Origin of the sequence: Mycobacterium sp. E3247 (assembly GCF_001667785.1) — a bacterium.
GTDB lineage: Bacteria > Actinomycetota > Actinomycetes > Mycobacteriales > Mycobacteriaceae > Mycobacterium.
In genome coordinates this window covers 1-25,967 of the sequence record NZ_LZJG01000194.1, presented here as the reverse complement: position 1 = coordinate 25,967, position 25,967 = coordinate 1, and the positions used below count along the sequence as shown (strand labels likewise).

The following is a 25,967-nucleotide window of genomic DNA, read 5'->3' as shown; positions in this document are numbered from 1 at the left end:
TCCTCGGCGGCAGCTACATCGCGCTGGAGTTCGCGCAGATGTACCGGCGCTTCGGGGCCCGGGTGACGGTGGTCGAGAGGGGTGCGCGCCTGGCGTCGCGGGAAGACGAGGACGTGTCCGCCACCGTCCGGGACATCCTGGAGGACGAGGGCATCGACGTCGTCGTCGGCGCCGATGACGTGCGAATCAATAAGACCGACAGCGGGTTCGAGCTCACGCCGCGCGCGGGCGCCGTCCCCATCGCCGGGAGTCACCTGCTACTGGCCGTGGGCCGGCGGCCCAACACCGACGATTTGGGGCTGGAAGCTGCCGGCGTGCAAACCGACGCCCGTGGCTACATCGTGGTCGACGACCAACTCAAGACGAACGTCGAGCACATTTGGGCGATGGGGGACTGCAACGGTAAGGGGGCCTTCACCCACACCTCCTACAACGATTTCGAGATCGTTGCCGCCAACCTGCTCGACGGCGACCCGCGGCGCGTGAGCGACCGCATCACCGCCTATGCGCTCTACATCGACCCTCCGCTGGGGCGCGCGGGCATGACCGTCGACCAAGTCCGCGCATCGGGCCGCAAGGCGCTGGTTGGTAAGCGGCCCATGACACGAGTCGGCCGGGCGGTGGAAAAGGGTGAGACGCAAGGCTTCATGAAGGTCGTGGTCGATGCCGACACGCGGGAGATCCTGGGAGCGGCCATCTTCGGCGTCGGTGGTGACGAAGCGATTCACGCCATCCTCGACGTCATGTCGGCGAAGGCGCCCTACACGACGCTGGCGCGGACCATGCACATCCATCCCACCGTCAGCGAACTCGTTCCCACCATGCTGCAGGAGATGACACCGCTAGGGGACTAGTGGCGATCGCCACCGTCAATCTAGCGCGCGGTGGGTGCCGGCCGACGGGACCGGCGCCGCCTGCTGCGCCCCGCCGTCGGACCGTGGGGTGCAACCGGGGTCGGACCGGACCGACGCGCCGCCACCGGCACGGGCGCGACGGCCTCGCGGGGCGCGGGCCGGCCGGCCAGGTTGTGGATGACGGGGGAGGCCGCGGTGACCTGCTGGGGGACGGCGCGAATGGCCGCCTTGCGCATCATCGATTCGGTGTCGCGGCGTTGCTCGGGCAGCGCGATGGTGACCACGTCACCGGAGGCGCCGGCCCGGGCCGTGCGGCCGGATCGATGCAGGTAAGCCTTGTGCTCCGCGGGCGGGTCGACGTGGACCACCAGTTCGACGTTGTCCACGTGTACGCCGCGTGCGGCGATGTCTGTCGCCACCAGCACCCGGGCGCGACCCTCCGCGAACGCCGCCAGGTTGCGGTCGCGCACCGACTGGGACAGGTTGCCGTGCAGCTCGACCGACGCGATACCCGACTGGGTGAGCTGGCGGGCCAGCTTCCGCGCCTGGTGCTTGGTCCGCATGAAGAGGATTCGCCGGGATTCCCCTGCGGCCAGCCGGTGTACCAAATCCCTTTTCGCCTGCGGCCCGTCGACGCAGAACAGGTGGTGCGTCATCGCGGGAGTCACGGACTTTGGTTCGGCGATCGATCGGGTCACCGGGTCGGTGAGGAATCGCTTCACCAGGGTGTCGACCGCCGCGTCGAGTGTGGCCGAGAAGAGCATCCGCTGCCCCCTCGCGGGGGTGGCCGCCAGGATGCGGGTGACGGTGGGCAGGAAGCCCAGATCGGCGAGGTGGTCGGCCTCGTCGATGACCGTCACCTGCACCGCGTCCAAACTGACAAGGCGTTGCTTCATCAGATCCTCGAGCCTCCCGGGGCAGGCGACGACGATATCGATTCCCGACTTGAGCGCGGCGACCTGCCTGTGTTGCGGCACCCCGCCGAAGATCGTGACCACGCGCAGACCCCGTACCGCGGCAAGCGGCTCGATGGTCGCGGCGATCTGCGTCGCCAGTTCCCGGGTGGGCGCCAACACCAGCCCGGTCGGCCTGGCCGGGCGCCGATTTCCGGCGTCGAGGCGGCTCACCAGCGGAATCGAGAATGCGAGCGTCTTGCCGCTGCCGGTCTTGCCGCGGCCCAACACGTCACGGCCTGCCAGCGTGTCCGGCAGTGTCTCGATCTGGATGGGAAACGGCCGGTGAGCGCCGCGCTTGGCGAGCGCGTCAATCAACGGCTGGCTCACCCCGAGGTGAGCAAAAGTGGTGTCTTCAAGCATGTTTCATTGTCCCTAAGCATCGGTGGTAGCGAGATTGCCTTGCTGGCAACATCGATCGCCGCGACTCGAGGCTGTGCGGTGCGCACCTGGTCATCTCGGACTCGGCGCCCCGCGGGGATCTGAGAAGAAATAACGAATCGATCACGACGTGCTGGCAAGCCGTTTGGCGGCCAACGTTGACAAGAGCCTACCGCATGCGCAGCCCGGGCGCTTCACGGGCGGTCAAACCGCTGGGAGCAGGTGTCCCGCCGCGGGCTCTGGCCGGTGCGAAACCCCTTGCGAGCGTGCATGATCCGGCCAGCCGGGGTAGGCCGGCGGTGTACCACCGAACAGCGGGCAATGCTGCCGGTGTGGGCACCAGTCGCACAGCCGCGACTGGCTGGGGCGGAAATCGCCCGTCTGGCCCGCGGATTGGATGGCGCGCCAGATCGCCATCAGGGTTTTCTCGAAGCGCACTAACTCGTCGTGGTCCGGCGAGTAATCCAACACCTGCCCGTCGGCAAGATAGATCAGTCGCAGCCGGGTGGGCGGCACGCCGCGCGTGCGCAGCAGGGCCACCGCATAGAACTTCATCTGGAACATCGCCTTGAACTCCGCCAGGGCCCGCGCGGCCGGCGGCGCCTTGCCGGTCTTGTAGTCGACCACGCGCAGCTCCCCGGTAGCGGCGACGTCGATCCTGTCGATGAATCCGCGCAGCAGCGTGCCGTCGGCGAGCTCGACCTCCACGCGCTCCTCGCAGCATTGCGGATCGAAGCGGGTCGGGTCCTCGAGCTGGTAGTAGCCGGACAGCAGCGCGCGTGCCTCGGCCAGCAGCTGGCCCCGCTGCTCGGGATCGAACTCACCGGCCAGGTCGGGCGCCGAGGCGATCACGTGGTCCCAGGCCGGTTCGAGCAGCGACAGGGCGGTGTCGGGATCGCGCTGCGCGGCGGGCAGCCCATAGAGGTGCTGCAGGGCGGCATGCACCACCGAGCCGCGCAGCTGGGCGGCCGACGGCGCCTCGGGCAAGCGGTCGATCGCGCGAAAGCGGTACAGCAACGGGCACTGCTTGAAGTCGGCCGCCCGCGACGGCGACAGCGCCGGTCTCGACCGCACGCTCTCCTGCAGTTGGTCGGTCATGCCCGCAGCGTAGAACCGGGTGCCGACAACCCCGGGCACCGCCCGCGGCGAGTCGGCTGGCACGCTAGACGGCGTGTCCGCAACCGGCCCGTTCACCGTCGGGGAACGCGTCCAGCTCACCGATGCCAAGGGCCGGCACTACACGATGTCGCTCACGCCCGGCGCGGAGTTTCACACCCATCGCGGCTCGATCGCCCACGATGCGCTGATCGGGCTCGAGCAGGGCAGTGTGGTCAAGTCCAGCAACGGCGCACCCTTTCTGGTGCTGCGCCCGCTGCTGGTGGACTACATCATGTCGATGCCCAGGGGCCCCCAGGTCATCTACCCCAAGGACGCCGCGCAGATCGTGCACGAAGGCGACATCTTCCCGGGCGCCCGCGTCCTCGAGGCCGGGGCGGGTTCGGGTGCGCTGACCTGCTCGCTGCTGCGTGCGGTGGGGCCCGGCGGGCGGGTGGTCTCCTACGAACAGCGCGCCGATCACGCCGAACACGCCCGCCGCAATGTGTCGGTGTTCTTCGCCGGGGCGCCGGAGAACTGGGAGCTGATAGTCAGCGACGTCGCCGACTCGGACATGCCCGACGGCTCCTTCGACCGCGCCGTGCTCGACATGCTGGCCCCCTGGGAGGTGCTCGACGCGGTCTCGCGGCTGCTGATTCCCGGCGGGGTGCTGATGGTCTACGTCGCGACCGTGACCCAGCTGTCGCGGGTCGTGGAGGCGCTGCGGGCGCAGCAGTGCTGGACCGAGCCGCGGTCGTGGGAGACGCTGCAACGCGGCTGGAACGTGGTCGGCCTGGCAGTCCGGCCCCAGCATTCGATGCGCGGGCACACCGCGTTTCTGGTTTTTACGCGGCGGCTCGCGCCCGGCGTGGTCGCGCCGGCGCCGTTGGGGCGCAAGCGCGAGGGCCGCGACGGCTAGTCGTCGCTGCGCTGCAGCCCCCGGCGCACCGAGAGCAGCTCGAACTCCGGATGCGCGGCCACCAGCCGTTCGGCCGCGTCGAGAACGTCGACCGCATGGCTGCGGTCACCGGACACCGTGGCCACCCCGATTCCCGCCCGTCGATACAGCTCGGGTGAACCCGTCTCCGCCGCCGACACGCTGAACTTGCGTCGCAGTTCGGCGACCACGGGGCGGATCACCGACCGTTTCTGTTTGAGCGATCGGACGTCGCCCAGCAACACGTCGAATTCGAGCCAGCCGACCCACATGCCGCGGCTCAACCGGGCGGGCTCGGGGCCGGAACAGGGGCCGGCTCGGGAGCGGGCGCCGGAGCCGGGGGAGGGTTGGACGGCGGCGGCACCGCCGGCGAGTTGCCCAGTGTCAACAGCATCTCGGCGGTTCGCCGGGACAACTGCCAACCGCCTTGAAAGGGCGTGAATTCCATGGGGAAGTGGAAGCTGCCGTTAGCGGGCTGGGCCGTGTTGACGTCGATCGCCGCCACCACGTCCGCGGGGGTCTTGTCCGACCAGGCGATGTCGTGCGCGACGAAGGTCATGGGCAGGTAGCCGTTGTCGCGCAACGCGTTGGTGAACTTGTCCAGGCTGCCTGCGCTCTCGGGGGTCGCGCCTTCGACCAGACTCACCTTGTTGATGCCGGGTACGTTCGGGTCGGCGAGCCGGGCCAAGATGTCGGTAAGGGCTTCGGGCGGCGGCAGCGGGGTAGTCGGAGAGACGACAACGGTGCTCGACGTGGCCGGTGCCGCAGCGGGCGCGGAGGAGGCGATTCTGGGTTGTTGATGCGACGGGCATCCCGAGATCCCGACCGCCACCACGACGGCGGCGGCACTCAAGGTCGCGCGCAGGTGCCGGTGCATCCAGTCGATCAGGCCGGTCGCGGGGTAGGGGCGCTCGCCGAAGCGGGTGCCCGCCGCGCGGTGGGGCCAACGGGTGCAACTGAACTCACACTCGCGGTCGCCACGCCGGCGCCGGTCGTGCCGACCAAGCCCGTGGCGAGGCTTTTTGCGGTCACTCTGCCACCTCCTAGGGCCCTTTCGATCAGCGAGATTAGTGGCCGAGATTACCAGCGTGACGAAAATCTTAACTTTTCGTGGGTATTTGACTCCGCACATCATTGGCCAATCGCCGGTAGCTTTGAAGTATCCACCGCGCCAATTAGGTGTGGGAAAGGAGCGCAACATGGGTGGCTCAGAGCGTTCTGAATCATTCGGTATCCCCCACGAGTCAGGCATGTCCAGCGGCGATGCTGCCGAGTTGGAAGAACTACGCCGCGAGGCAGCGTTGCTGCGCGAGCAACTCGAGCACGCAGCCGGGACGCAGGGCGGCACCCGGTCGGCACGTGATGTGCATCAGCTCGAAGCCCGGATCGACTCGCTGGCGGCCCGGAACTCGAAGTTGATGGAGACGCTCAAAGAAGCGCGCCAGCAACTACTTGCGCTGAGGGAGGAAGTCGATCGGCTGGGGCAGCCGCCGAGTGGCTACGGCGTGTTGCTGGGTACACACGAGGACGACACGGTCGACGTGTTCACCTCCGGTCGCAAGATGCGCTTGACCTGCTCACCGAACATCGACGTCTCCTTGCTGCGGAAGGGCCAGACGGTTCGCCTCAACGAGGCGCTGACCGTGGTCGAGGCCGGCACGTTCGAATCGGTCGGCGAGATCTCGACGTTGCGCGAGCTACTCGCCGACGGGCACCGGGCGCTGGTCGTCGGCCACGCCGACGAGGAACGCATCGTGTGGCTCGCCGAGCCGCTGGTCGCCGAGGACCTCCCGGATGGGCACCCCGACGCGCTCAACGACGACAGCCGCCCGCGCAAGCTGCGGCCGGGCGACTCGTTGCTGGTCGACACCAAGGCGGGCTACGCGTTCGAACGCATTCCCAAGGCCGAGGTCGAAGACCTGGTCCTCGAAGAGGTGCCCGACGTCAGCTACTCCGACATCGGCGGCCTGACCCGGCAGATCGAGCAGATCCGCGACGCCGTGGAGCTGCCCTTCTTGCACAAGGAGCTGTACCGGGAGTACGCGTTGCGCCCGCCCAAGGGCGTGCTGCTGTACGGTCCGCCGGGCTGTGGGAAGACGTTGATCGCCAAGGCGGTGGCGAACTCGCTGGCCAAGAAGATGGCCGAGGTGCGTGGCGATGACGCGCGCGAGGCGAAGTCCTACTTCCTCAACATCAAGGGCCCCGAACTGCTGAACAAGTTCGTCGGCGAGACCGAGCGTCACATTCGGCTGATCTTCCAGCGCGCGCGGGAGAAGGCGTCCGAAGGTACGCCCGTGATCGTGTTCTTCGATGAGATGGACTCGATCTTCCGCACCCGCGGCACCGGCGTCTCGTCGGACGTCGAGACCACCGTCGTCCCGCAGCTGCTGAGCGAGATCGACGGGGTCGAGGGCCTCGAGAACGTCATCGTGATCGGCGCCTCCAACCGCGAGGACATGATCGACCCGGCGATCCTGCGGCCCGGCCGCCTGGACGTGAAGATCAAGATCGAGCGGCCCGATGCCGAAGCGGCGCAAGACATCTTCTCGAAGTACCTGGTCGAGACGCTGCCGCTGCACGCCGACGACCTCGCCGAGTTCGGCGGGGACCGCAGCGCCTGCATCAAGGCGATGATCGAGAAGGTCGTCGAGCGGATGTACGCCGAAATCGACGACAACCGGTTCCTGGAGGTCACCTACGCCAACGGTGACAAGGAAGTCATGTACTTCAAGGACTTCAACTCCGGGGCGATGATCCAGAACGTCGTGGACCGGGCGAAGAAGAACGCGATCAAGTCGGTGCTCGAGACCGGGCAGCCGGGTCTGCGCATCCAGCACCTGCTCGACTCGATCGTCGACGAGTTCGCCGAGAACGAGGACCTGCCCAACACCACCAACCCCGATGACTGGGCGCGGATTTCGGGTAAGAAGGGCGAGCGGATCGTCTACATCCGCACCCTGGTCACCGGCAAGAGCTCGAGCGCGTCGCGGGCCATCGACACGGAATCCAACCTCGGCCAGTACCTGTAAGGCCGTTCAGCCACGCCGGCACTCGAACCGGGCGCACCGCGCGCCACGGTTCGAGTGCCGGCCCTGTACTGCCAGGGGTCAGGCGCTCACCAGCGAGTAGCTGTTGGTCAGGTTGTCCTGCAGGACCTGGGCCGCCCTGCTCCTGGTGTCCACCCGCAGCTCCTCGGTGAGCACTCGCGGCTGGTAGGTCCACCCGGCGGGCAGGTCGAGACGGTCGGCAAGCCGTGGCAGGTCGTCCCGCGTCAGATTGGGGTCGGCGACCTGGCTCATGGTCTGCATCACCCAGCGCTGTCCCTGCGGATCGATGAGCTCGAAGATCTGTTCGCCGGCGTTGAAGACGAACACCGTGTGGCGGTTGACCTTGTTGGGGATGTATGGCGCCGGATTCATCGACGAGAGCAGAACCGTGGCCTGCTGGATCATTTCGATCCCGCCGAAGGTTTTCGTCACCTGCGGACCCTGGGTTTCTTTTTCGATGGCGTTCATCAGCCAGTACCGGGGACCGTTCAGCAAGGCTGCGGCCACACCGTTTTCGGCGGCGATGGCGTGTGGGTCGAGCGCGGACCACAGGTCGGCGGGGCAGTCGTTGAGCGGGAAGCTGTTGTAGACCGTTGCCTGCGGACCGGCTTCGCCGGCGGTTACCAGCAGCACTTCGCCGTAGCGTTTACCTACCAGATCGAGCGCGTGTTTGCCGACGTGGTCGGATTGGGGGGCGGACACACGGTGAAGTTAGTCACTGCCGTCGGTGCCGTCAACAGCACGCGCGGGCGGCGCGGCGGCGCCACGGTAGCGGTTGCGCGCGATCAGCGTCGTGTGCAGGTCCTCGATCAGTGGGTCCAGGAAGGTGGAGCGGTACTCGGCGTCGCCGGCTGCGCGGGCGCTGATGTACATGAAGGTCAGCGCGCCGAGGAACAGGCACATGTGCACCAGCGAATCCGCAACCGGCAGTGTGAATCCCAATACCGTCGCGGTGCTCTTGTAGGTGTGAGTCCATTCGTTGAGCAGTTCGGGGCTGAGCACGATCAGCCCCAGGATCAGGTAGATCGCGGCGGTGACCACCGCCACCACCAGGATCTGCGCCAGTTGGGAGGCGGCCAGAACGAAGACGACGTTGAGGCGTTCGGCTTTCCTCAGCGGTGCGCAGTCCGTGGCGTCCGGCATGGCCGCGAACGGCGTGCCGGCGAGGTGTTCGGTCTCTGCGGGCAGGGCCGCCGTCGATTTCAGCATCGGGCGGACCCGTTCCACCGTGGCGGAGACGACGAAGGCGGCCGCGATGGCGACGAGGAAGGCCATGGCCAGCCCCAGCCGGTTCCCGCTGATCGTCGCGGCCATCAACCAGACGTAGGTGTTGAAGAACACCAACGCGGTCAGCAGCACGACCGGCAGTGCCCGGACCGCCAGCGCGCCCACCATGGCGAAGTGCGACAGCATCATGCGCACCGCCCAGCCGACCACCGAGCCGACGCCGAGGCCGGTCAGGATCAGCACGACGGCGATCACGGCGGCGTCCTGCTGCAGTTGCGCGGCGTCCGCGGTCGTCACCCCGACGCCGGCCGCGAACAGAACGGACGCTGTCGCGATCGCCGCGCGTGCCCGGCCGTTTCGCGACCGGGACACCAGCCAGCCCACGAGGGCCATCAGCGGGAGGACGAGGCCGACGATCACCAGCACGACCAGTTCGGAAGTCGTTGGGGTACCGCTGATCTCGACGTCGTGACCGCCGGTGATCAGGTACACCGGCAGGATGCAGGCCTGCAGCGTCGCATACGCCGCCAGCATGGGCGCCGAGCGCGGCCACAGCCGCCGCCACCGGGCCCGCCTGGTCAAAACGGACGGCAAACCCCGCTCCAGGAACCAGCTTTCAGCCGCGCCGCTCGCCGAACCCCGGCGGCGCGGCGAGCGGCGCAGAGTTAGGTCCATGCCGGCTCACCCTACGGCGGGCAAGTCCCCTGCGCTGGGCGTTGAGCGACTGCAAACATCCGTCGGTTGCCCGCCCCGCCGCACGGGGCGCATCGTCGGCGGGCGGAGCTGGATTGCCCGCCTTCTCAACGCCCCGCCGCACGGGGCGCATCGTCGGCGGGCCTACGCTTAGGACATGCAACGGATTATCGGGACGGAGGTCGAGTACGGCATTTCATCGCCGTCGGACCCGACGGCCAACCCGATCCTCACCTCGACACAAGCGGTCCTGGCCTACGCCGCCGCGGCCGGCATCCAGCGCGCGAAGCGCACCCGCTGGGACTACGAGGTGGAATCACCGCTGCGGGACGCCCGCGGTTTTGATCTGAGTCGTTCGGCCGGCCCGCCACCGGTGGTCGACGCCGACGAGGTCGGCGCCGCCAACATGATCTTGACCAACGGGGCGCGGCTCTACGTCGACCATGCCCACCCCGAATACTCGGCGCCCGAGTGCACCGACCCGCTGGACGCCGTGATCTGGGACAAGGCCGGCGAGCGGGTCATGGAGGCCGCCGCCAGGCACGTCGCCAGCGTGCCCGGGGCCGCCAAGCTGCAGCTGTACAAGAACAACGTCGACGGCAAGGGCGCCTCGTACGGCGCGCACGAGAACTACTTGATGTCGCGGCAGACGCCGTTCTCGTCCATCATCGCCGGCCTGACCCCTTTCCTGGTGTCCCGGCAGGTGGTGACCGGCTCCGGGCGGGTCGGCATCGGGCCCTCCGGTGACGAGCCCGGCTTCCAGCTGTCCCAGCGCTCCGACTACATCGAGGTCGAGGTCGGCCTGGAGACCACGCTCAAGCGCGGCATCATCAACACCCGCGACGAACCGCACGCCGACGCCGACCGGTACCGCCGACTGCACGTCATCATCGGCGACGCCAACCTCGCCGAGACGTCGACCTACCTGAAACTGGGCACCACGGCGCTGGTGCTCGACCTGATCGAAGTCGGCCCCGAACACGGGATCGACCTGAGCGACCTCGTCCTGGCCCGCCCGGTGCATGCGGTCCACGCGATCAGCCGCGACCCTTCGCTGCGGGTCGCCGTGGCCCTGGCCGACGGCCGGGAACTGACCGGCCTTGCCTTGCAACGGATTTACCTCGACCGGGTGGCGAAGCTGGTCGACAGCCGCGACCCCGATCCCCGCGCGGCCGACATCGTCCAGACCTGGGCGCACGTGCTCGACCAACTCGAGCGCGACCCGATGGAATGCGCCGAGGTGCTCGACTGGCCCGCCAAGCTGCGCCTGCTCGAGGGTTTCCGGCAGCGGGAGAACCTGAGCTGGTCGGCGCCGCGGCTGCACCTCGTCGACCTGCAGTATTCCGATGTTCGGCTGGACAAGGGCCTGTACAACCGGCTCGTCGCCCGGGGTTCGATGAAGCGTCTGGTCACCGAACACCAGGTGCTCGAGGCGGTGGACAACCCGCCGACCGACACGCGCGCGTACTTCCGCGGCGAGTGCCTGCGCAGGTTCGGCGCCGACATCGCCGCGGCCAGCTGGGACTCCGTGATCTTCGACCTGGGCGGCGACTCGCTGGTACGCATTCCGACGCTGGAGCCGCTGCGCGGCAGCAAGGCGCACGTCGGAGCGCTGCTGGACTCGGTGGACAGCGCCGCCGAACTGGTGGAACAACTCACCAGCTAAGCCGGTTAGACCGGGGAACGTCGGGGTTGACCGGTAGGGTAGAGAAATACCAGCGGGCAGCGCGGCTCTGAGGAACCCAGCAAGCCGCTGAACAAGTTCAGATGAAGCAGGAGGCCGGCGATGGCTCAAGAGCAGACCAAGCGTGGCGGTGGTGGTGGCGACGACGACGACTTCGCCGACAGCACGGCCGCGGGTCAAGAGCGCCGCGAGAAGCTCGCCGAGGACACCGACGATCTGCTCGACGAGATCGACGACGTCCTCGAAGAGAACGCCGAAGATTTCGTCCGGGCATACGTCCAAAAGGGCGGACAGTGAGCTGGCCCTTCTCCGATCGCCTGTCCACTAACTCTGCACTCCCGGCAAATTCCGCCGTAGACCTGTCATCTTTTGCTGACTTTTTGCGCCGCCAGGCGCCGGAACTGCTGCCGGCCGGCCTCAGCGGCGGCGCGCACGCCGATGGGGCGGGTTCCCAGCTGCCGCATGGCACCACCATCGTCGCCCTGAAATACCCCGGTGGCGTGGTCATCGCGGGGGACCGGCGCTCCACCCAGGGCAACATGATCGCCGGGCGCGACGTGAAAAAGGTGTACGTCACCGACGACTACACCGCCACGGGTATCGCGGGCACCGCGGCCATCGCCGTCGAATTCGCCCGCCTCTACGCGGTGGAACTCGAGCACTACGAGAAGCTCGAGGGTGTGCCGCTCACGTTTGCCGGAAAGGTGAACCGGCTCGCGATCATGGTGCGCGGCAACCTGGCCGCCGCGATGCAGGGGCTGGTGGCCCTGCCGCTGCTGGCGGGCTATGACATCGACGCGGCCGATCCCGAGGGCGCCGGCCGGATCGTGTCGTTCGACGCCGCCGGCGGCTGGAACCTGGAAGAAGAGGGCTATCAGTCGGTGGGCTCGGGGTCCATCTTCGCCAAGTCGTCCATGAAGAAGTTGTACTCGAGGGTCGTCGATGCCGATTCCGCGGTGCGGGTGGCGGTGGAGGCGCTTTACGACGCCGCCGACGACGACTCAGCCACGGGCGGGCCCGACCTGGTTCGCGGTATCTACCCGACGGCGGTCACCATCGGCGCCGAGGGTGCGGCCGAGGTGCCCGAGAGCCGGATCGCCGAATTGGCCCGCGAGGTCATCCAAAGTCGCTCGCGCGCAGACACTTTCGGCCCCGACGGCGGTGAGAAGTGAGCTTCCCGTATTTCATATCGCCCGAGCAGGCGATGCGCGAGCGCAGCGAGCTCGCCCGCAAAGGCATCGCCCGCGGCAAGAGCGTGGTGGCGCTGGTCTACGCCGGTGGTGTGCTCTTCGTGGCGGAGAACCCGTCGCGGTCCTTGCAGAAGATCAGCGAGCTGTATGACCGCGTGGGCTTCGCGGCCGCCGGCAAGTTCAACGAGTTCGACAATCTGCGCCGCGGCGGGATCCAGTTCGCCGACACCCGGGGCTACGCCTACGACCGCCGCGACGTCACGGGCCGCCAGCTGGCCAACGTCTACGCGCAGACCCTGGGCACCATCTTCACCGAGCAGGCCAAGCCCTACGAGGTCGAATTGTGCGTCGCCGAGGTAGCGCACTACGGCGAGTCGAAACCGCCTGAGCTGTACCGGATCACCTACGACGGGTCCATCGCCGACGAGCCGCATTTCGTGGTGATGGGCGGTACCACCGAGCCGATCACCACCGCGCTCAAGGAGTCCTACGCCGAGAACGCCGACCTGCGCGACGCGACGCAGATCGCCGTGAAGGCGTTGCGGGCCGGCAGTGGGGACGGATCCAGCGGAGATCAGCCCTCCCCGGACGTGGGTAGCCTGGAGGTCGCGATCCTCGACGTCAGCCGGCCGCGACGGGCGTTCCGGCGGATCAACCGGGCCACCCTGGAAAGCTTGCTGCACGAGGGCGATTCGATACAGCCGGAAACCAACGGCGAAGCGCCCGACTCCAACGGCGACTCCGCGGGCTGAATCGGGCCGATTCGGCACGCCCCGTTGTGTTCGCTGAGGGCGAAACGCTCGGCTTGACACGACGACGCCGGCGTTGCTGGCAACCCCGGCGTGGCCGCCGAGGGCGGGACGTCGTGAAACTCGTCGGGACCCGTAGGCGCGGCTTCCGCACCGTCTCGGTCCGACAACCAGTACCCTCGATTACGTGCAGCGGCGAATCATGGGCATCGAGACCGAGTTCGGTGTCACCTGCACTTTCCACGGACACCGTCGCCTATCCCCGGATGAGGTAGCCCGCTATCTCTTTCGGCGCGTCGTGTCCTGGGGGCGCAGCTCCAACGTTTTCCTGCGCAACGGCGCCCGCCTGTATCTCGACGTGGGCAGTCATCCCGAGTATGCGACGGCCGAGTGCGACAGCCTGGTGCAGCTGGTCACGCATGACCGGGCCGGTGAATGGGTGCTCGAGGACCTGCTGATCGACGCCGAGCAGCGGCTCGCCGACGAGGGCATCGGTGGCGACATCTACCTGTTCAAGAACAACACCGATTCGGCGGGCAACTCCTACGGCTGCCACGAGAATTACCTGATCGTGCGGGCCGGTGAGTTCTCCCGGATCTCCGACGTGCTGCTGCCGTTCCTGGTCACCCGCCAGCTGATCTGCGGGGCCGGGAAGGTGCTGCAGACCCCCAAGGCGGCGACGTTCTGCCTGTCCCAACGCGCCGAGCACATCTGGGAGGGCGTCTCGTCGGCGACCACCCGTAGCCGGCCGATCATCAACACCCGCGACGAGCCGCACGCCGACGCCGAGAAGTACCGGCGGTTGCACGTGATCGTCGGCGACTCGAACATGTGCGAGACCACCACCATGCTCAAGGTGGGGACGGCCGCACTGGTGCTGGAGATGATCGAAGCAGGCGTCCCCTTCCGTGACTTCTCGCTGGACAACCCCATCCGCGCCATCCGCGAGGTCAGCCACGACATCACCGGACGGCGGCCGGTCCGGCTGGCCGGCGGGCGTCAGGCCAGCGCGCTCGACATCCAGCGCGAGTACTACAGCCGCGCCGTCGAACACCTGCAGACTCGGGAGCCCAACGCCCAGATCGAGCAGGTAGTCGATCTGTGGGGCCGCCAGCTCGACGCCGTCGAAAGCCAGGACTTCGCCAAGGTCGACACCGAGATCGACTGGGTGATCAAGCGCAGGCTGTTCCAGCGCTACCAGGACCGCTACAACATGGAGCTGTCCGATCCGAAGATCGCCCAGCTGGACCTGGCCTACCACGACATCAAGCGGGGGCGGGGCGTGTTCGACCTGCTGCAGCGCAAGGGGCTCGCGGCGCGGGTCACCACCGACGAGGAGATCGCCGAGGCAGTCGATCACCCGCCGCAGACCACCCGCGCCCGGCTGCGCGGCGAGTTCATCAGCGCCGCCCAGGCCGCGGGCCGTGACTTCACCGTCGACTGGGTCCACCTCAAGCTCAACGACCAGGCCCAGCGCACCGTCCTGTGCAAGGACCCCTTCCGTGCGGTCGACGAGCGGGTCAAGCGGCTGATCGCCAGCATGTAGCCTTGTCGCTCCCCGCTGGCCCCATCCGTCACATCAGCCCCGCCCTGGCGGGCCATGCTCGCCGCGCGAATGTGATAGCGCCGGTGCTATCACGTTTGCCAGGGCGGCAGTGCTTGCTCACTGGTGACTGATGGGGCGAATGTGAGTCCTGCGACTCGCTAACCGGTGCAGGCGCCGGCGGGGTACCGGTTATAACCTGGTGCGAATGGCAACCTCGAAAGTCGAGCGGTTGGTCAACCTCGTCATCGCCCTGCTGTCCACCCGCGGGTATATCAGCGCGGAGAAGATCAGGTCCAGCGTCGCCGGTTACGCGGAAAGCCCCAGCGCCGAGGCGTTCTCCCGCATGTTCGAGCGCGACAAGAACGAGCTGCGTGATCTGGGCATCCCGCTCGAGGTCGGCAGGGCGTCGGCCGCGGAGCCCACCGAGGGCTACCGAATCAACCGCGACGCCTACTCGCTCCCGCCCGTCGAGCTCACCGCCGACGAGGCGGCCGCGGTCGCCGTCGCGACACAACTGTGGGAATCGCCAGAGCTGGTCACCGCCACCCAGGGAGCTCTGCTCAAGCTGCGCGCCGCCGGGGTGGACGTCGACCCCATGGAGATGGGGGCGCCGGTGGCCATCGCCTCGCCGGCCGGCGTGCCGGGTTTGCGCGGGTCGGAAGACGTGCTCGGAATCCTGTTGTCGGCCATCGATTCCCGGCAGGCGGTGCAGTTCCCGCACCGGCCGTCGCGCGCCGAGCCGTACAGCATGCGCACCGTCGAGCCGTGGGGCGTCGTCACCCAGAAGGGACGCTGGTATCTGGTGGGACACGATCGCGACCGCGACGCCACCCGCACGTTCCGGCTCTCGCGGATCGGCTCCGAGGTCAGGCCGATCGGTCCGCCCGGGGCGGTCGTCGTGCCCGAGGGTGTGGACCTGCGCCAGATCGTGGCCCGCACGATCGCCGAGACCCCGACCGGCGGGCAGGCGCGCGTGTGGGTCGCCGACGGGCGGGCCACCGCGCTGCGGCGCGCCGGGAGGACCACCGGCGCGCGGGAACTGGCCGGCCGCGACGGCGAGGTGATCGAAATCGACATCGGGTCCAGCGACCGGCTGGCGCGCGACATCGCCGGCTACGGGCCCGACGCCGTCGTGCTCGAACCGCAGTCACTGCGCGAGGACGTGCTGGCCCGGCTGCGCGCTCATCTGGAGGTGTCACCCGGATGACACCCGTGTCCACCCGCCTCATCCGGCTGCTCAACATGGTGCCGTACTTCCAGGCCAACCCGCGGGTCACGCGCGCCAAGGCCGCTGCCGACCTCGGCGTCACCGCCAAGCAACTGGAAGAGGACCTCAACCAGTTGTGGATGTGCGGCCTGCCCGGCTATTACCCAGGCGACCTGATCGACTTCCAGTTCTCCGGCGACACCATCGAGGTGACGTTCTCGGCGGGGATCGACCGGCCGCTCAAGCTCACGTCGCCGGAGGCTACGGGCCTGCTGGTGGCCCTGCGGGCGCTCGCCGACATTCCCGGTGTGGTCGATCCCGAAGCGGCGCGCAGTGCGATCGCCAAGATTGAGGACGCGGCCGGCGCCGTCGGCCATGACGCCACCGGATCGGCGGCGGCGGTCAATCAACAAGCACCCGCGGAGAGTCGCGCCGCGGCCGCGGTGCGCACTGCCGTGCAGGCCGGACACGCGCTCGCCCTCGACTACTACTCCGCCTCGCATGACACCCTGACGAGCCGGATCGTCGACCCCATCCGGGTGCTGCTGATCGGCGGACACAGCTACCTGGAGGCTTGGTCGCGCGAGGCCGACGGGGTTCGGCTGTTCCGGTTCGACCGGATCGTCGACGCCACCGAGTTGGAGGAGCCGGCGGCCGCACCCGAACTGGCCGTCCAGGCGCCGCCGGACACGTCGCTGTTCGACGGCGATCCCTCCCTGCCGTCGGCCACGCTCCGGGTCGCGCCCTCGGCGTCGTGGATGTTCGAGTACTACCCGATGCGAGACGTGCGGGAGCTGGCGGACGGATCCTGTGAGGCGGTGATGACCTATGCCTCGGAGGACTGGATGACGCGTCTGGTGCTGGGTTTCGGGTCAGCCGTGCGGGTGCTTGAACCGGAGTCGCTCGCACGACGTGTACGGGGTGCCGCGGCGGCGGCGTGCGAGTCCTATCAGGCGCTTGCCCCCTGAGGCCACGGCGCGGGCGGCCCGGTCCATGGCCGCACTGCGGTAGCATCGGGTAGACGTCTGGAGGTAATCAAAGTGGGCAGTCTTAGTCCGTGGCACTGGGCGATCCTCGCGGTGGTGGTGATCCTGCTTTTTGGTGCCAAGAAGCTCCCCGATGCAGCACGTTCGTTGGGCAAGTCGATGCGCATCTTCAAGTCTGAGCTGCGCGAAATGCAGAGCGAGAACAAAGCGGAGCCGTCCGCGTTGGACACGAACAACGCCCCCTCCGCGGCCAACCCCACTCCCGTGCAGTCGCAGCGGGTCGACGCTCCGGCGGCCCCCGAGCAGGGGCACTCTGAAGCACGCCCGGCTTAGCCCGCCATCATCGTCGCGGTGCCCGAACGCCACTGAACGAGCGTCGTGAAAGGTTTCAAGGTTTCAGCGCGCACTGCCGGCGTGCTGAGGCGCCTCAACCCGCGTAACAGGCGCAGCCGCACCAACCCCGACGCGACGATGTCGCTCGTCGACCACCTGACCGAGCTTCGCACCCGATTGCTGCTGTCGTTGGCCGCCATCCTGATCACCACGATTTTCGGGTTCGTCTGGTACTCGCATTCGATCTTCGGGCTGGAAAGCCTGGGCGAGTGGCTGCGCCACCCCTACTGTTCGCTGCCGCAATCCGCACGCGCCAGCATCAGCGCCGACGGTCAATGCCGGCTGCTGGCCACGGCGCCGTTCGACCAGTTCATGCTGCGGCTCAAGGTCGGGCTGACCGCCGGGGTCGTGCTGGCGTGTCCGGTGTGGTTCTACGAGCTGTGGGCCTTCATCACGCCGGGCCTGTACCAGAAGGAGCGCCGCTTCGCGGTCGGATTCGTGGTCCCCGCGGCGGTGCTGTTCGTCGCCGGTGCGGTGCTGGCCTATTTCGTGCTGTCCAAGGCATTGAGCTTCCTGCTGACGGTCGGCAGCGACGTGCAGGTGACCGCGCTGTCCGGCGACCGCTACTTCGGTTTCCTGATCAACCTGTTGGTGGTCTTCGGGGTCAGCTTCGAATTCCCGTTGCTGATCGTCATGCTCAACATGACCGGTGTGCTGCCGTATGAGCGGCTCAAGTCCTGGCGGCGTGGCCTGATCTTCGCGATGTTCGTGTTCGCCGCCGTTTTCACGCCCGGTTCCGACCCGTTTTCGATGACCGCCCTGGGCGTGGCGCTGTCGGTGTTGCTCGAGTTCGCCATCCAGATCGCCCGCCTGCACGACCGGCGGAAGGCCAAGCGCGAAGCCCAGACCGTGATCCCCGACGACGAGGCGTCGGTCATCGAGCCGCCGACGCCCGTCGAGCGGCCGGTTCCGGAGCCGTCGTACACCGCCGGCCAGCATGACGATGTCACCTGAACCGTCAGCCCCGCAGGACGTGGTGGACCTCGTCGAACTGACCCGGTTCACCGCGGAGCTGCCTTTCGCGCTGGACGGCTTCCAGCGGCGGGCGTGCGCGGCGCTGGAACGAGGGCACGGCGTGCTGGTGTGCGCGCCGACCGGCGCCGGCAAGACAGTGGTGGGCGAATTCGCCGTGCACCTGGCGCTGGCCGCGGGCGGGAAGTGCTTCTACACCACGCCGCTCAAGGCGCTGAGCAACCAGAAGCACACCGACCTGACCGCACGCTACGGCCGTGACCGGATCGGCCTGTTGACCGGCGACATGTCGGTGAACGCCGACGCTCCCGTGGTGGTGATGACCACCGAGGTGCTGCGCAACATGCTCTACGCCGATTCGCCTGCGCTGCAAGGGCTTTCCTACGTGGTGATGGACGAGGTGCATTTCCTGGCCGACCGGATGCGCGGCCCGGTGTGGGAGGAAGTGATCCTGCACCTGCCCGACGACGTGCGGGTGGTCAGCCTGTCGGCGACGGTGAGCAATGCCGAGGAATTCGGGGGCTGGATCCAGACCGTGCGGGGCGATACGACCGTGGTGGTCGACGAGCACCGGCCCGTACCGCTGTGGCAGCACGTGCTGGTGGGGAAGCGGCTCTTCGACTTGTTCGACTACCGCAACGCGGAAGCCGGCGAGCAGCCGGGCGCCGGACGTGAGGCGCGGGTCAATCCCGAGCTGGCGCGCCATATCGCGCACCGCCGGGAGGCGGACCGGATGTCGGACTGGCGTGGTCCCCGTCGGGAGGCGGGAAGGCGTGGCGGCGGCCGCGGCGCCCCAGACCGGCCGCGTTTCTACCGGCCGCCCGGTCGGGCCGATGTGATCGCGACCCTGGACTCCGAGGGGCTGCTACCGGCGATCACGTTCGTGTTCTCCCGCGCCGGCTGCGACGCGGCCGTCCAGCAGTGCCTGCGCTCGCCGCTTCGCCTGACCACCGAGGAGGAACGGGCTCAGATCGCCGAGGTGATCGAGCACCGGTGCGGCGATCTCGCCGACGCCGACCTGGCGGTGCTCGGCTACTACGAGTGGCGGGAGGGATTGCTACGCGGGCTGGCGGCCCACCACGCCGGAATGTTGCCGGTGTTCCGGCACACCGTCGAGGAACTGTTCACGGCAGGGCTGGTGAAGGCCGTGTTCGCCACCGAGACCCTGGCGCTCGGCATCAACATGCCCGCCCGGACGGTGGTGCTCGAACGGCTGGTGAAGTTCAACGGCGAGCAACACATGCCGCTGACGCCGGGGGAGTACACGCAGCTGACCGGGCGCGCCGGGCGGCGCGGCATCGACGTCGAAGGCCACGCGGTGGTGCTGTGGAACCCCACCGACGAGAACACCGAGCCGGCCGCGGTCGCGGGCCTGGCCTCCACCCGCACCTTCCCGCTGCGCAGCTCGTTCGCTCCGTCCTACAACATGACGATCAACCTGGTCCAGCAGATGGGCCCCGAGCAGGCGCATCGGCTGCTGGAGCAGTCGTTCGCCCAATATCAGGCCGACCGCTCGGTCGTCGGCCTGGTCCGCGGCATCGAGCGCGGCACCGCGATGCTCGCCGAGATCGCCGGCGAGCTGGGCGGCCCACAGGCGCCCGTTCTCGACTACGCCCGCCTGCGGGCGCGCATCTCCGAGCTGGAGCGCGCCCAGTCCCGTGCATCGCGGCTGCACCGACGCCAGGCGGCCAGCGATGCGGTGGCCGCGCTGCGGCGCGGCGACATCATCAACATCACCCAAGGCCGGCGCGGCGGGCTGGCGGTGGTACTGGAATCGGCCCGCGACGGCGAGGACCCCCGACCACTGGTGCTCACCGAAAACCGCTGGGCGGGACGGATTTCGACGGCCGACTACCCGGGAGCGTCGGCTCCGGTCGGCTCGATGCCCTTGCCCAAGCGGGTCGAGCACCGCCAGCCGCGGGTCCGGCGTGATTTGGCGTCGGCGCTGCGGTCGGCGGCCGCCGGGCTGGCGATTCCGTCCCGGCGCCGCGGCGGGCGCGGCGACCACGACGGCGCATTTCAGGACCCGGAGCTGGCGTCCTTGCGCGACGAACTGCGCCGGCACCCGTCGCACAACAGCCCCGGCCTCGAGACCCAGGTCCGGCAGGCCGAGCGCTACCTGCGCATCGAACGCGACAACGCGCAACTGGAGAAAAAGGTTGCCGCAGCGACGAATTCGCTGGCGCGCACGTTCGACCGCATCGTCGGCCTGCTCACCGAGCGCGGCTTCATCCAAGGCCCGGACACCGATCCCCACGTCACCGATGACGGCCGGCTGCTGGCCCGCATCTACAGCGAGAGCGACCTCCTGGTTGCCGAATGCCTGCGCACCGGCGCGTGGGCCGACCTGAAGCCGCCCGAGCTGGCGGCGGTGGTGTCGGCGGTGCTGTACGAAACCAGGGGCGGCGAGGGCCCGCGGGCGGCGTTCGCCGCCGAAGCCCCGACTCAGCGGGTGAGGCAAGCGCTGCAGCAAACGTCGCGGCTGTCGTATGCGCTGCGCTCCGACGAGCAGACGCACCGGATCACGCTCAGCCGGGAACCCGACGACGGGTTCGTCAACGTCATCTATCGGTGGGCCAAGACCGGGGACCTGGCGGCGGCGCTGGCGGCCGTCGACCCGGTCGGCACCGGCTCGCCCCTGTTGGCGGGGGATTTCGTGCGCTGGTGTCGCCAGGTGCTCGACCTGTTGGACCAGGTCCGCAACGCCGCCCCGGACGCCGAGTTGCGGGCCACCGCCAAGCGCGCCATCAATGACGTTCGGCGCGGCGTCGTCGCTGTTGACGCCGGGTAGGCTGAGCCGGAGCTACCGTAGATCCGGAAACGACAACGCCGATAGTTCATGCCAAGACATAAGGGGCTGAGGAGAGACGATGAGCGGACCGCAGGGACCGGAGCAGCAGTGGCAACCGCCGGGCCAGGGTAGCGATCAGTCCTCCGAGCCGACCCAGGCCGGTTCGCCCTGGCAGCAGCAGCCGGGCCAGGAGGCCACGTGGCAGGCCCCGGCGTATACGCCGCCCGCCGACTACCCGCAGTACCAACAACCGACCGAGCAGGCGTACCCGCAGCAATACCCGCAGCAGCCCGGCTACGGTCAGCCCGGGCAGTACGCGCAACCGGGCCAGTACGGTCAGCCGGGTCAATACGGCCAGCCGGGCCAGTACGGTCAGCCCGGGCAGTACGCGCAGCCCGGCCAGTATGGGCAGCCAGGCCAGTACGGTCAGCCGGGCCAGTACGGTCAGCCGGGCCAGTACCCGCAGCAGTACCCGCCCTACGACCAGCAGCCGGCCAAGAAGCGGTCGACGGGGGTGATCCTGGGCGTGGGCGGCGTGATCGCCTTCCTGCTCATCGCGGTCGTCCTGGTGCTGGGCTTTTGGCAGCCCGGTTTCTTCGTGACCACCAAGCTGGACGTGAACAAGGCGCAGGCCGGTGTGCAGCAGGTGCTGTCGGACGAGACCAACGGCTACGGCGCCAAGAACGTCCAAAACGTCAAGTGCAACCACGGCCAGAATCCGACCGTCAAGAAGGGTGCGACGTTCGACTGCGACGTCAGCATCGACGGCGCCCCCAAGCACGTGACGGTGACCTTCCAGGACAACAAGGGCACCTACGAGGTGGGCAGGCCGCAGTAGTCGGTTACTCCGGCAGCGCGTCGAGCGCCCTTTGCAGCCGGGCGATCGAGGACCCGACGCCCAGTGATGTCGCCAGCTTGGCGGTGCGCTGCGGGTCGTCGGCCGCCAGCGGTAGCGCGTCGGTTGCGGTCGAGAGGCTGACGGGCGCGTCGGTGGCAACCCGCACCACCTGTCCGGCGGCCTCGATGTAGTCGTTGGCGCCCAGCAGTTTCGAGCGCACACCCTTGGCCATCTTCGATTTCGGGTCGCGGGCGGCCGCCAGGATCTGTTCGAGCGACTCGTGCTGGGCCAGCAGGGTTGCCGCGGTCTTTTCGCCGACGCCCGGCACGCCGGGCAGGCCGTCGGACGGGTCGCCGCGCATCAGTGCGAACTCGGCGTAGGCGGGCCCCGCACGGTGCTGCGGCACGCCGTAGTGGTCGGCGACTTCCGCGGGCCCGAACAGGGTGGCTTTGGTCAGCCCACGGCCGAGGTACAACACCCGGACCGGGACCGGGTCGTCGGACACCACCTGCAGCAGGTCGCGGTCGCCGCTGACCACGACCACCGGGTCACGACGTTCGCGGGCGGCCAGCGTGCCCAGCACATCGTCGGCCTCGAACCCTTCGGCGCCCGCGGTCGGAATGCCGAACGCGTCCAGCAACTCCATGATCATGTCGATCTGCGGCGTGAGGTCGTCGGGGACCTCTTCGATGTCCGGTTCGCCGGCCGGCTCTGCCTCCGCGACGCGATGCGCCTTGTAGGACGGGACCAGGTCCACCCGGAACTGCGGCCGCCAATCCAGGTCCAGGCACACCACCAGCCGGCTGGGGCGTTGCTGGTTGATCACCACGGCCATCGAATCGATGAATCCCCGCACGGCGTTGACGGGCCGGCCGTCGGGCGCGGTGATCGAGGAGGGCACCCCGAAATACGACCTGAACCACATGCTGGCCCCGTCGAGCAGCACTAGCGGCGATCGCGAGCGCGGCGAAGCCGGGCGCTGCGGGTCGCCGCTGGTACCTGAGGGTCTGGTCATGCCGGTATGGTCTCACGCCGCCGAACGTCGACCGGGTTAGCCTGGCTGCCATGGACTCTCATCGGTTCGCCACCGGGGTGTATGCCCGCCGCCTGAAAGCGGCGGCCGACGCGACCGCGGAGGCGGGGTTGTCCGGCCTGGTCATCACCCCGGGCTACGACCTGCGTTACCTCGTCGGGTCGCGCGCCCAGACCCTCGAGCGGTTCACCGCGCTGGTGTTGCCGGCCTCCGGTGGCCCCACGGTGGTGGTGCCGCGGCTGGAGCTGGCCTCGCTCAAGGGGTCGGCCATTGCGGAACTGGGTCTGGCGGTGCGGGATTGGGTCGACGGGGACGACCCGTACCAATTGGTGGGCGCCGCGTTGGGCGGGGTTCCCGCCGCGACCGCCGTCACCGACTCCATGCCGGCGCTGCACCTGCTGCCGCTGGCGGGTGCGCTCGGCGTGCTGCCCGTGCTGGCGACGAACGTGATGCGCACGCTCCGCATGGTCAAGGAGGAATGCGAGACAGACGCGCTGCGCAAAGCCGGCGCGGCCATCGATCGGGTGCACGCCCGGGTGCCGGAGTTCTTGGTCCCGGGCCGGACGGAGGCCGACGTGGCCGCCGACATTGCGGAAGCGATTGTGGCCGAAGGCCATTCGGAGGTGGCGTTCATCATCGTCGGTTCCGGGCCGCACAGCGCCGACCCGCACCATGGTTACTCGGATCGCGAACTGCAAGTCGGCGACATCGTCGTAGTCGACATCGGGGGCGCCTACGAGCCGGGATATAACTCCGACTCGACCCGCACCTACAGCATTGGCGAGCCGGATCCCGAAGTTGCACAGCAATATTCGATCCTGCAGCGGGCGCAGCGCGCGGCCGTCGACGCCGTGCGTCCGGGCGTGACGGCCGAGCAAGTCGACGCGGCCGCGCGCGACGTGCTGGCCGACGCCGGGCTAGCGGAGGCTTTCGTGCACCGCACCGGTCACGGCATCGGGTTGTCCGTCCATGAGGAGCCCTACATCGTCACGGGCAACAACCTGCCGCTGGCCGCGGGCATGGCGTTCTCCGTCGAGCCGGGCATCTACTTCCCGGGCCGCTGGGGCGCCCGCATCGAGGACATCGTCGTGGTGACCGAAGGCGGCGCGCTGGCCGTCAACAACCGGCCGCACGACCTGATCGTGGTGCCCGTGGCATAGCATCCGGCGCTTATCGGGGCGTACGTTGGCCTTGATGTCACTTCTGGATTTGACTCTCCTTCCAATCCGCATCGCACGCCACATCGCCGATACGCTGGTGCATCCCGCCCCGACGGCACCCGCGCCGCCGGCTGAACTGGTCGTTGTCGACGGAATGCCCGAGGGGGTGCCCCCGGCGGCGCTGCGCCGCGAGCCCCAGCTCCCGGTGCCGTCGGGCTGGCCATTCGGCGAGGAGTTTCCGCGCACCTGCGGCGCGGGCCGCGTGGCCGGTGGGGCCCTGTTTTGGACCGACTTTCTGTACGACGACCACGGCGCGACGGGCCTGCCGATCGGCGACCTGAAAGTGCAGGCGCCGCCGCGCGGAACCTACATCTATCCCGACGGCCCCGCCGCCCGCAACGGCGCCGACATCTTCCGGGTCGCGATCGGGCTCACCGCAACCCACACGTGGTGGCGGGTCGACTGGAACACATTGCTGGACGCGTCGGTGCCCATCGCCCTGTTCGCTCTCGACACCGACCCGGCCCGGACCGCGCCGGACCAGTGGCCCGCCGGGGCCGGGGTGCGCTCGGCCGGAATCGACATGGCCTTGCGGATTTCGGGCAGCGGTGCCGCGCTGATCGACCTGACCACCCAGTCGACGACGCCGGTGCAGCACAGCGTCGACATGGGATCGCGAACGTTTCTGGCGCAGGTGCCGCGGACTCTGTTGGAGCCGAGCGGCACCTGGACGGTGCGGCTCGGCGCGGGGCTGGCCAACGCGGCCGGCGACGGGTTCGCCGACGTGCCCGCCGAGCGCGGCGCGCTGCCCGGCCAACCCAACGTGTACAACGTCGCATTCCGCACCAACGAGCAGGAGCCGCCGCACCTGAACTTCTGGTCGGACGCGGCGCAGGCCGACGCGTTGACGGGTGGCGACGTGTCGAGGTTCGCCGTGAGCGTGGAGTGGGCGTGGCTGGCGGCCGGCGAGACCGCTGCCGAGCCGGTGATCACCGGCCCGTCGACGCGCTGGTATGTGTCCTCGATCGAGCTGGGCCAAGGTGTGGCGGCCGACGACATCTTGAGCACCAAGCCGCAGTTCCTCGGCCGGGTGCAGCCGTATTCGGTGTGCCTGCCATCGAGTTTCAAGCCGGGCCGGGCGCTGCCGCTCACCCTGCTGCTGCATTCGCTTGCGTTGGGGCAGAGCCAGTTTGCCGCGATCGACCCCCGCCTGCTGCACCAGGTGTGCGAGGTGCGCGGCTCGGTGGTGATCACGCCGCTGGCCCGAGGGCCGTCGACGTGGTACTTCGATACCGGGGAGTTGGACGTCTGGGAAGTGTGGGCGCGCGTCGCCGAGCAACTGGGCACCGATCCCAACCGCACCGTGATCTCCGGTTACTCGATGGGCGGCTATGCGGCCTACAAGCTGGGATTGACCTATCCGCAAGTGTTTTCGCAGGCCGTCGTGCTGGCCGGCCCGCCGACGTGCGGGGTGCGGCTGCTTCCCGACGTCGACATCCCGGCCGACCTGGACCCGGACTCGCCGTGCGCCCGCGAGGGCGATACCTGGAAGCTGCTGGTGAACGCCCGCTGGCTGCCCTACGTGATCGCGCACGGACTGGTCGACGAGCTGGTGCCGTTCCCGTCGGCCGCCGAGCAGGTGCTCGAACTCGACCGGCTGGGCTACCGGCACCGCTTCACGGTGTATCCGTTCGAGGATCACATCGCCTGGGTGCTGCAGGACAAGTTCGAAGACCCTATCGCCCACATGGAAACCGGTGTGCGCCAAGCAGATCCGGGGCACATCACGTTCGCGTGGCACCCGCAACTGGTGCGCGACGACTTGGGTATCGGGCCGCATCGGGTGTGGTGGCTGTCCGGCCTGACCGCGGATCCCGCGGCGACCGCGCGGCGTGGGGCCGTGGCCGAGGTCGACGCGCGGTCGTACGCGCGCCCGGATCCGACGCACACCGTTCGGCATCACCGCGGGTTCCTCCTGAACTTCGACCCGACCCCCGGCGTCTACAGCGAACTGGACTGGCGGGTGGGTCCGCCCGTGGGTCCGCTGCCGTATCTGACACTGCGGCTCGCCGGCGTCGCCGCGATCACGGTGGATGTCCAGCGGGCCGGATTGGCACCGCTGCCGGCGTCGACCATCACGGTGGCCACGGACACCGCCGCGCGGATCACGCTGAGTGCGCTGCCGGCCGGGGTCGGCGTCCAGCTCGACGGCCATCCGGCCGAACCGACTT

23 protein-coding genes are annotated in these 25,967 nt (G+C 68.7%); 16 read left to right on the top strand and 7 right to left on the bottom strand.

Annotated elements, in window-relative coordinates:
* Positions 1 to 854 (top strand): FAD-dependent oxidoreductase (locus A9X04_RS10405; RefSeq protein ID WP_197509121.1); only part of this gene is annotated, 854 nt, incomplete at its 5' end.
* Between the two features lie 20 nt (positions 855 to 874).
* Here A9X04_RS10405 and A9X04_RS10400 read toward each other — a convergent pair.
* Complete coding sequence (locus A9X04_RS10400; protein ID WP_067920001.1) at positions 875 to 2,170, bottom strand: DEAD/DEAH box helicase; 1,296 nt, start codon at positions 2,168 to 2,170, stop codon at positions 875 to 877.
* Positions 2,171 to 2,392: 222 nt separating this feature from the next.
* Positions 2,393 to 3,286: a RecB family exonuclease gene (locus tag A9X04_RS10395; protein WP_067919999.1), complete on the bottom strand. Its 894-nt coding sequence runs from the start codon at positions 3,284 to 3,286 to the stop codon at positions 2,393 to 2,395.
* 73 nt (positions 3,287 to 3,359) lie between these two features.
* Between A9X04_RS10395 and trmI the strand changes: the two genes are divergently transcribed.
* Complete coding sequence (trmI, locus tag A9X04_RS10390; RefSeq protein WP_067919997.1) at positions 3,360 to 4,202, top strand: tRNA (adenine(58)-N(1))-methyltransferase TrmI; 843 nt, start codon at positions 3,360 to 3,362, stop codon at positions 4,200 to 4,202.
* On the opposite strand, the gene A9X04_RS10385 is transcribed toward trmI, so the two are convergent.
* Together A9X04_RS10385 and A9X04_RS10380 are read right to left on the bottom strand one after the other, a co-directional pair.
* A complete protein-coding gene (locus A9X04_RS10385; protein WP_067919995.1) occupies positions 4,199 to 4,492 on the bottom strand; it encodes a DUF503 domain-containing protein in 294 nt (97 codons plus the stop codon). The two genes, trmI and A9X04_RS10385, sit on opposite strands and share 4 nt — an antisense overlap.
* An 8-nt stretch (positions 4,493 to 4,500) precedes the next feature.
* Positions 4,501 to 5,097 carry a hypothetical protein gene (locus A9X04_RS10380; RefSeq protein ID WP_067919993.1) on the bottom strand — a complete coding sequence of 199 codons (597 nt, stop codon included), beginning with the start codon at positions 5,095 to 5,097 and terminating at the stop codon, positions 4,501 to 4,503.
* A 322-nt stretch (positions 5,098 to 5,419) separates the two neighbouring features.
* On the opposite strand from A9X04_RS10380, the gene arc reads away from it, so the two are divergent.
* Entirely contained in the window at positions 5,420 to 7,249 is a 1,830-nt protein-coding gene (gene arc / locus A9X04_RS10375; RefSeq protein WP_067920007.1) for a proteasome ATPase, read from the top strand.
* Between the two features lie 78 nt (positions 7,250 to 7,327).
* On the opposite strand, the gene A9X04_RS10370 is transcribed toward arc, so the two are convergent.
* A complete protein-coding gene (locus tag A9X04_RS10370) occupies positions 7,328 to 7,969 on the bottom strand; it encodes a hypothetical protein (RefSeq protein ID WP_067919992.1) in 642 nt (213 codons plus the stop codon).
* Between the two features lie 9 nt (positions 7,970 to 7,978).
* The gene (locus tag A9X04_RS10365) at positions 7,979 to 9,169 is read right to left on the bottom strand and encodes a hypothetical protein (RefSeq protein WP_067919990.1); all 1,191 of its coding nucleotides are present in this window, start codon (positions 9,167 to 9,169) and stop codon (positions 7,979 to 7,981) included.
* A 175-nt stretch (positions 9,170 to 9,344) separates the two neighbouring features.
* On the opposite strand from A9X04_RS10365, the gene dop reads away from it, so the two are divergent.
* The 11 genes from dop (at position 9,345) to A9X04_RS10310 (ending at position 21,543) form a co-directional block, all read left to right on the top strand.
* The gene (gene dop, locus A9X04_RS10360) at positions 9,345 to 10,853 is read left to right on the top strand and encodes a pup deamidase/depupylase (RefSeq protein ID WP_067919988.1); all 1,509 of its coding nucleotides are present in this window, start codon (positions 9,345 to 9,347) and stop codon (positions 10,851 to 10,853) included.
* Between the two features lie 120 nt (positions 10,854 to 10,973).
* A complete protein-coding gene (locus tag A9X04_RS10355) occupies positions 10,974 to 11,168 on the top strand; it encodes a ubiquitin-like protein Pup (RefSeq protein WP_007170369.1) in 195 nt (64 codons plus the stop codon).
* Positions 11,165 to 12,043: a proteasome subunit beta gene (gene prcB, locus A9X04_RS10350; protein WP_067919986.1), complete on the top strand. Its 879-nt coding sequence runs from the start codon at positions 11,165 to 11,167 to the stop codon at positions 12,041 to 12,043. Before A9X04_RS10355 ends, prcB begins: the two co-directional genes overlap by 4 nt.
* Positions 12,040 to 12,813, top strand: a complete 774-nt coding sequence (gene prcA, locus A9X04_RS10345; protein WP_067919984.1) for a proteasome subunit alpha — start codon at positions 12,040 to 12,042, stop codon at positions 12,811 to 12,813. The genes prcB and prcA overlap by 4 nt, the downstream gene beginning before the upstream one ends.
* Positions 12,814 to 12,997: 184 nt before the next feature.
* The gene (pafA, locus tag A9X04_RS10340; protein WP_102417330.1) at positions 12,998 to 14,356 is read left to right on the top strand and encodes a Pup--protein ligase; all 1,359 of its coding nucleotides are present in this window, start codon (positions 12,998 to 13,000) and stop codon (positions 14,354 to 14,356) included.
* Between the two features lie 205 nt (positions 14,357 to 14,561).
* Positions 14,562 to 15,563, top strand: a complete 1,002-nt coding sequence (locus tag A9X04_RS10335) for a YafY family protein (protein ID WP_067919980.1) — start codon at positions 14,562 to 14,564, stop codon at positions 15,561 to 15,563.
* Positions 15,560 to 16,531, top strand: coding sequence for a YafY family protein (locus A9X04_RS10330; RefSeq protein WP_067919978.1), 972 nt, complete (start codon positions 15,560 to 15,562; stop codon positions 16,529 to 16,531). The genes A9X04_RS10335 and A9X04_RS10330 overlap by 4 nt, the downstream gene beginning before the upstream one ends.
* Positions 16,532 to 16,603: 72 nt before the next feature.
* Positions 16,604 to 16,882, top strand: a complete 279-nt coding sequence (gene tatA, locus A9X04_RS10325; protein WP_067919975.1) for a Sec-independent protein translocase subunit TatA — start codon at positions 16,604 to 16,606, stop codon at positions 16,880 to 16,882.
* A 45-nt stretch (positions 16,883 to 16,927) separates the two neighbouring features.
* Positions 16,928 to 17,896, top strand: a complete 969-nt coding sequence (gene tatC, locus A9X04_RS10320; RefSeq protein WP_156752025.1) for a twin-arginine translocase subunit TatC — start codon at positions 16,928 to 16,930, stop codon at positions 17,894 to 17,896.
* 19 nt (positions 17,897 to 17,915) lie between these two features.
* Complete coding sequence (locus tag A9X04_RS10315; protein WP_067919974.1) at positions 17,916 to 20,705, top strand: RNA helicase; 2,790 nt, start codon at positions 17,916 to 17,918, stop codon at positions 20,703 to 20,705.
* A 79-nt stretch (positions 20,706 to 20,784) separates the two neighbouring features.
* Positions 20,785 to 21,543: a DUF4333 domain-containing protein gene (locus tag A9X04_RS10310; RefSeq protein ID WP_067919972.1), complete on the top strand. Its 759-nt coding sequence runs from the start codon at positions 20,785 to 20,787 to the stop codon at positions 21,541 to 21,543.
* A gap of 4 nt (positions 21,544 to 21,547) precedes the next feature.
* On the opposite strand, the gene A9X04_RS10305 is transcribed toward A9X04_RS10310, so the two are convergent.
* Positions 21,548 to 22,558, bottom strand: coding sequence for a 5'-3' exonuclease (locus tag A9X04_RS10305; RefSeq protein WP_197509120.1), 1,011 nt, complete (start codon positions 22,556 to 22,558; stop codon positions 21,548 to 21,550).
* 50 nt (positions 22,559 to 22,608) lie between these two features.
* On the opposite strand from A9X04_RS10305, the gene A9X04_RS10300 reads away from it, so the two are divergent.
* Both A9X04_RS10300 and A9X04_RS10295 read left to right on the top strand, forming a co-directional pair.
* Positions 22,609 to 23,736, top strand: coding sequence for a Xaa-Pro peptidase family protein (locus A9X04_RS10300; RefSeq protein ID WP_067919970.1), 1,128 nt, complete (start codon positions 22,609 to 22,611; stop codon positions 23,734 to 23,736).
* A gap of 34 nt (positions 23,737 to 23,770) precedes the next feature.
* Positions 23,771 to 25,967, top strand: a 2,197-nt coding sequence (locus A9X04_RS10295) for an alpha/beta hydrolase-fold protein (RefSeq protein ID WP_067919968.1), incomplete at its 3' end; no start/stop codon positions are given.

What these genes read in the sequence shown, in the direction of transcription:
- A9X04_RS10400 (WP_067920001.1), bottom strand. Translation starts at nt 2,170, where the DNA reads ATGCTTGAAGACACCACTTTTGCTCACCTCGGGGTGAGCCAGCCGTTG.
- A9X04_RS10395 (WP_067919999.1), bottom strand. Translation starts at nt 3,286, where the DNA reads ATGACCGACCAACTGCAGGAGAGCGTGCGGTCGAGACCGGCGCTGTCG.
- A9X04_RS10385 (WP_067919995.1), bottom strand. Translation starts at nt 4,492, where the DNA reads ATGTGGGTCGGCTGGCTCGAATTCGACGTGTTGCTGGGCGACGTCCGA.
- A9X04_RS10380 (WP_067919993.1), bottom strand. Translation starts at nt 5,097, where the DNA reads ATGCACCGGCACCTGCGCGCGACCTTGAGTGCCGCCGCCGTCGTGGTG.
- arc (WP_067920007.1), top strand. Translation starts at nt 5,420, where the DNA reads ATGGGTGGCTCAGAGCGTTCTGAATCATTCGGTATCCCCCACGAGTCA.
- A9X04_RS10365 (WP_067919990.1), bottom strand. Translation starts at nt 9,169, where the DNA reads ATGGACCTAACTCTGCGCCGCTCGCCGCGCCGCCGGGGTTCGGCGAGC.
- dop (WP_067919988.1), top strand. Translation starts at nt 9,345, where the DNA reads ATGCAACGGATTATCGGGACGGAGGTCGAGTACGGCATTTCATCGCCG.
- A9X04_RS10355 (WP_007170369.1), top strand. Translation starts at nt 10,974, where the DNA reads ATGGCTCAAGAGCAGACCAAGCGTGGCGGTGGTGGTGGCGACGACGAC.
- A9X04_RS10335 (WP_067919980.1), top strand. Translation starts at nt 14,562, where the DNA reads ATGGCAACCTCGAAAGTCGAGCGGTTGGTCAACCTCGTCATCGCCCTG.
- A9X04_RS10330 (WP_067919978.1), top strand. Translation starts at nt 15,560, where the DNA reads ATGACACCCGTGTCCACCCGCCTCATCCGGCTGCTCAACATGGTGCCG.
- A9X04_RS10310 (WP_067919972.1), top strand. Translation starts at nt 20,785, where the DNA reads ATGAGCGGACCGCAGGGACCGGAGCAGCAGTGGCAACCGCCGGGCCAG.
- A9X04_RS10305 (WP_197509120.1), bottom strand. Translation starts at nt 22,558, where the DNA reads ATGACCAGACCCTCAGGTACCAGCGGCGACCCGCAGCGCCCGGCTTCG.
- A9X04_RS10300 (WP_067919970.1), top strand. Translation starts at nt 22,609, where the DNA reads ATGGACTCTCATCGGTTCGCCACCGGGGTGTATGCCCGCCGCCTGAAA.